4 protein-coding genes are annotated in these 5,541 nt (G+C 57.8%); all 4 read left to right on the forward strand.

Annotated features, from left to right (window positions below; translation table 11 throughout):
- Nucleotides 1-364 precede the first annotated feature (364 nt).
- Nucleotides 365-1,249, forward strand: a complete 885-nt coding sequence (locus tag Q0216_RS01775) for a Cof-type HAD-IIB family hydrolase (RefSeq protein WP_298592462.1) — start codon at nucleotides 365-367, stop codon at nucleotides 1,247-1,249.
- A 197-nt stretch (nucleotides 1,250-1,446) separates the two neighbouring features.
- The gene (locus Q0216_RS01780; protein WP_298592467.1) at nucleotides 1,447-2,478 is read left to right on the forward strand and encodes a Bax inhibitor-1/YccA family protein; all 1,032 of its coding nucleotides are present in this window, start codon (nucleotides 1,447-1,449) and stop codon (nucleotides 2,476-2,478) included.
- A gap of 172 nt (nucleotides 2,479-2,650) precedes the next feature.
- A complete protein-coding gene (locus Q0216_RS01785) occupies nucleotides 2,651-3,877 on the forward strand; it encodes an AI-2E family transporter (protein ID WP_298592464.1) in 1,227 nt (408 codons plus the stop codon).
- 210 nt (nucleotides 3,878-4,087) lie between these two features.
- Nucleotides 4,088-5,341 carry a threonine ammonia-lyase gene (ilvA, locus tag Q0216_RS01790; protein ID WP_298592466.1) on the forward strand — a complete coding sequence of 418 codons (1,254 nt, stop codon included), beginning with the start codon at nucleotides 4,088-4,090 and terminating at the stop codon, nucleotides 5,339-5,341.
- The last annotated feature ends 200 nt before the right edge of the window (nucleotides 5,342-5,541 follow it).

Here is a 5,541-nt window from a genome sequence, read left to right on the forward strand (position 1 = left end):
TCTGGGTTCCGTGCATGATCATGACGAAGCCGAAGACGAGTCGGAGGATGAGCAGGCCGGTGGATTTCATGGTGTCGTTGTTCATGCCTTCAAGCTTGACATGTAAAGTTTTACACTTCAAGTAAATTCGTTCGTAGAGGAAAAGGCGTGCAGAAAGCGGTGAAAATGGGGCTAAAAGTGACCCACACCTCAAAAATAGGGGTTTTAGATGACGTTTTATGACGGCGCTCTATGCTCAAGAACCACCCGCATACCGTCTTCCGGAGCTCAAAAACGTGAGACCCTAGAAGAGATACAGCCGCAGACGCACCCCGGCCTGAACGGGGTAGCGCTGAATGGGGTAGCAGAGTCAGAAAGGCGCAGCATGCAGACTAAACCCTCCATCATTGCCGTCGATATGGATGGCACCTTCCTCACGGACTCCAAAACGTTCGACACCGAACGTTTCTCGCGCATCCTATCCCGCCTGCAGGCGCAGGGAATTCACTTTGTCGTGGCGAGCGGAAATACCTACGCCAAACTGCAGGACTATATGCGCGGCTTTGAAGGGCGAGGTCTTATCTATATTGCTGAAAACGGTGCGTACCTTGCTGATGAGAGCGGTCAGCTTGCTGTGCATCCCTTTGAGGAAGAAGACGTGCCGCGCATCATTGAAGTAGTCCAGGGGCTAGATTACATCGGTCTGCTGGTCTGCACCACCGAAGGCATCTACCTGCCCAAGGACCGCTGTGACCAGATTGTGCACATGATTCGCGGCTATTTTGAAGACACCGGTCAGGAGCTCCCCGAAACCCTCACCCTGGAGGATTTTGCGGCGTTCTTCTTCCCCGGATCGGTCATGGTTGACTCTATTGAGGATTTTGAGGGCGCACCCATTAAGTTCCCGCTGCTGACCCCGCCGAAGCAGACGCAGCAGCTGAGCGTCTACCTGCGTGAGGTTCTTCCGCAGACCGTCACCCCGATGGTTAGTGGCTTCGGTGCCATTGACCTGGTGCGTACCGGCGTCAACAAGGCGACCGGTCTGAAGGACCTATGCGAGCGTCTGGACGCTGATCCGGCGGGTATCCTCGCCTTCGGTGACGGTGAGAACGACATGGAGATGCTCCGCTACGCGGGCTGGGGTGTTGCCATGTCTAACGCCCCGGAGGTTGTGCGAAATGTTGCTGACGAGGTGATTGGCTCGAATGAGGAACAGGCAGTTCTGGACTATCTGGAGCAACTCCTGGATCGTTTGGAAGCTTCCCAATAGGCGCTTCACACAGAGAGGCGCAGAAGCGTTTGCGGGCGGGGCGGTGCGGACCTGGATGAACCTTAGGTAAACATCGCCCTGAAATATTCTGGCAAGGTTGCTAGAAGCCCTTGCTGGTAACGAACAGCGCCCGTGAGCGCTGAATCTATCCGATAGAATTAACAGAATTAGTTTTGTACCCGTTTAAGGAGAGCATGATGGCGGGAAACCCGCTTCTGAATTCAATGACGAAGAACGTCACGCAGGGTGACTCTCGTTTCGGTCGCTTTGGCGCGCAGCCTCAGCAGGCCAACCAGCAGGCGCAGTATGGTCAGCAGCAGGCCTATGGCCAGTACGGGCAGCAGTCGTACGGTCAGTATGACCAGCAGGGCTACGGTCAGAACGCTTATGGCCAGCAGCAGTATGGTCAGCAGGCGCAGTACGGCCAGCCCCAGTACGGTCAGCAGCCCTATGGTCAGCAGTATGGCCAGACCCAGTACGGTCAGCAGGCACAGTACGGCCAGCCGTACGGCGAGGCTGACTACGGCGTAGCAGCCCCCACTTACTCGGAGCCCATCCCCGCCGGTGAGCGTCTGACCATGAACGATGTCATGGTTAAGACCGGCATCAACCTGGGCCTGGTCGCTGTCGGTGCCGCTGTTGCATGGTACATGCCGGTGCTACTGCTCCTGGGCATGGTGGGCGGTCTGGTCCTGGGTCTGGTGAACTCCTTCAAGAAGAAGGTTTCCCCGATTCTGGTCATGACCTACGCCTTCATGGAAGGTCTGCTGCTCGGCGGCCTGTCTGCTGTCGTGGATGCACGCTACCCCGGCGTGGCAATTCAGGCTGTTCTGGCAACCCTCGTGGTGGCAGGTACCACCCTGGCACTGTTTGCGAACGGCAAGCTGCGCGCAACTCCTAAGCTCAACAAGATCTTCATGATCGGCGTTATTGGTTACCTGGCGTACGGCCTCATCTCGATCCTGGGTGCGGGTATCTTCGGTTCTGCACTGGGTAGCGTGAGCCTCTTCGGTATTCCCCTGGGTCTGATTGTTGGCCTGTTCGCTGTTGCGCTGGCAACCTACTCGCTGCTGCTGGACTTCACGACCGTCTCCGAAGCTGTGGAGGCTGGTCTGCCCGAGCGTGAGTCCTGGCGCCTTGCATTCGGCCTGACCGCTTCTCTGGTCTGGCTGTACGTTGAGATCCTGCGTGTCCTCATGTACCTGGCAAGCATCTTTAGCAACGACTAAAGCTCACTATGGGGCGGTGGCGCCGTGATGGCGCCGCCGCCTTTGCCGCTTTACTCCCCCGGCGTATCGAGGCGCAGGGGAGGAACACAACAACATCACCACATACCGCCTTCGCTGGGACAGTTGAAGCTGTACCGCGCGGGCGCGACACCAATAACGATTTGGAGACACCGTGAAAGATACATCTGTTGCAGAAGAACATGTAGCCGAGGAGGAGCGTGGCTACCGGGTGCCTTTTGCTATGGAAGTTGCCGGTGCTTGGGCCTGGCGCATCATTATGATTGTCGGTGCCGGCTGGATTCTTTGGAATGGTCTGGCGCCCGTCTCCCTGTTGGTTATTTCTCTTCTGGTGGCTCTGCTCCTGGCGGCTCTGCTGAGTCCCGCCGTGATGCTTCTGCGTAAGAAGGGTATTCGTGCCGGTGGCGCGGCGGCTATCGCCGTGATCGGTATGATTCTGGCGCTCACCGGTATTATTTCGCTGACCGGTCAGCAGCTTCTGCGCGGTTTTGTGTCTATGGCTGATAAGGCGTTGCAGGGCTACCAGCAGCTCATTGCTTGGATGAAGGACCTCGGCTACGAGTTCGGTGCCGATCAGCTGAACCAGTTGCTGAATCAGGCAGAAAGCGCTGTCAGCAATAATCCCAGCTCCGTGTTGCACGGTGTGTCTCAGGTGGGTTCGACTGCGGCTGAGGTTGTGACCGGTACCCTGCTGACCCTGTTTACCCTGATTTTCTTCCTGATGGAGGGCGAGCGAATCTGGCTGTTTGTCACCCGCCTCTTCCCGAAGGATGCGCGTGCCGCTGTCAACGGTGCGGGTCGCGCGGGCTGGAAGTCCCTGGGCGCGTACGTTCGCGTTCAGATTCTGGTGGCGGCTATTGATGCTATCGGCATCGGTATTGGTGCCGCAATCCTGGGTGTTCCGCTGGTTATCCCGCTATGTGTGTTGCTCTTCCTCGGCTCCTTCATTCCGGTGCTTGGTGCCCTCGTTTCCGGTGCTGTGGCTGTGCTGCTGGCGCTGGTTGCCCTGGGCCCGGTGCAGGCGCTGATTATGATTGGTATTGTTCTGCTGGTTCAGCAGATCGAATCCCACCTTCTGCAACCGCTCATTATGGGTAAGGCTGTCTCGCTGCACCCGCTGGCGGTTACTTTCTCGGTGGCTGGTGGCTCCATAATTTTTGGTGCGGTGGGTGCTCTGTTCGCTGTGCCGACTCTGGCTGTGGTGAACGCGGTGGTGCGTTACCTGGCGAATCGTGGCTGGGAGAAGGAGGCGCCTCGTGAGGAGGAATTCCTCTTCCCGCATGAGCTGGAGCGCCGTAAGAAGGCTGAAGAGTCTGAAAAAGCGAAGGAAGCTAAAAACTCCGAAAGCTCTAAAGAATCGAAGGAATCTGAGAAGGCTTAGGGTCAGTTCATTGTGACTCACCGCGGGCTAGGCGCTCGCACATAACCTAGAACGGGGGCCGTTCTTGCACTATCTGCTGAGAGTGCGGGGACGTCCCCCTGCTTTATGCCGGTGCATCCTCTAAAATGGAGTGTGCACTGTGCCACCGCGCGCCTTTCTGTGTGTGGGGCTAGGCGCCGCCAGAATACGTACCGTCAGAATGGAAACCTCGTGAGCGTAGATCTCGACTCCCTGCCCGTGACCCTCACCGATATTGAACGTGCCGCAGAGCTGCTCGAAGGCGTTATTGAACGCACCCCCGTCGCTCATTCGCGTGCGCTGAGCCATCGCCTCGGCTCCGAGGTTTTCTTTAAGTGCGAGAACCTGCAGCGTGCCGGTTCTTTCAAGGTGCGCGGTGCGTACGTGCGCATGGCGAAGCTTTCCGAGGAGGAGAAGAAGCGCGGCGTCGTGGCGGCGAGTGCGGGTAACCACGCGCAGGGTGTGGCTTTGGCGGCTGACCGTCTGGGCATTAAGGCTCGTATTTACATGCCGCTGGGTGCGGCACTGCCGAAGATTACCGCGACCCGTGATCACGGCGCTGAGGTTGAGTTGCACGGCGTGACCGTGGATGAGGCTCTGGCGGAGGCGAAGCGTTACGCAGAAGAGACCGGTGCGGTGTTCGTGCATCCCTTCGACAATGAAGACATTATTGCCGGTCAGGGCACGATTGGTTTGGAGATCCTGGAGCAGGTTCCGGACGTTGACACCGTGATTGTGGGTGTTGGCGGAGGCGGTCTGCTGGCTGGTCTGTCGGCTGCTATCCGTGCGAAGGAGCAGGAGCTCGGTAAGAAGATCAAGATTATTGGTGTTCAGGCGGAGCACGCTGCGGCGTACCCGCTGTCTCTCGCTGCGGATGCTCTGGTACCGCTGAAGAAGGTTTCCACCATCGCTGACGGTATTGCGGTGGGCCGTCCCGGTCAGATGCCTTTCTCCATCATCAAGGAACTGGTGGACGATGTGGCGACCGTGAGCGAAGACGATATCGCTCGCGCCCTGATCTTCCTGATGGAACGTAACAAGCTTGTGGTGGAGCCTGCCGGTTCGGTGCCCGTGGCGGCGCTGATGAACGGCAAGCTGAAGGAAGAGTACGGCGACCTGGGTACGGTCGTGTGCGTGCTCTCCGGCGGCAATATTGACCCGATGCTGATGCTGAAGGTGATTCAGCGCGGTCTGTCTGCCGCTGGCCGCTACATGACCGTGAAGATGATGCTTTCTGACCGTCCGGGTGAGCTGGCGACCATTTCCCGCATCATCTCTGAGAATGACGCGAACGTGACCGGTGTGGACCACACCCGTGTGGGTGGCTCGCTCTCCATGGGTGACGTGTCGATTACGATTGATATGGAGACCAAGGGCGTGGAACATTGCCGTCAGGTGATTGCAGCTCTGGAGGATGAGGGTTTCAAGCCCATCATCGTCTACTAAGCCGATATGTTTTATCGGCCGGCGAGCGGTAATAGTTGCGCCTGAGCTTTATCGGCGGAGCGCAATTCAATAGACAAAAAACAGCGCGGGGTGCTGACCTTTTCGGTTCAGTACCCCGCACTGTTGCTATATGAGAGTCTGTCTTTTAGCCCTGGTAGGGGGTCACGGAGACAATCTTGGCGCTCAGTTCCTTACCGTTC

The sequence above is a fragment of the uncultured Rothia sp. genome, assembly GCF_937976295.1.
Lineage (GTDB): Bacteria > Actinomycetota > Actinomycetes > Actinomycetales > Micrococcaceae > Rothia.

Coding starts and splice junctions, on each gene's coding strand:
- Q0216_RS01775 (WP_298592462.1), top strand. CDS start 365: ATGCAGACTAAACCCTCCATCATTGCCGTCGATATGGATGGCACCTTC.
- Q0216_RS01780 (WP_298592467.1), top strand. CDS start 1,447: ATGGCGGGAAACCCGCTTCTGAATTCAATGACGAAGAACGTCACGCAG.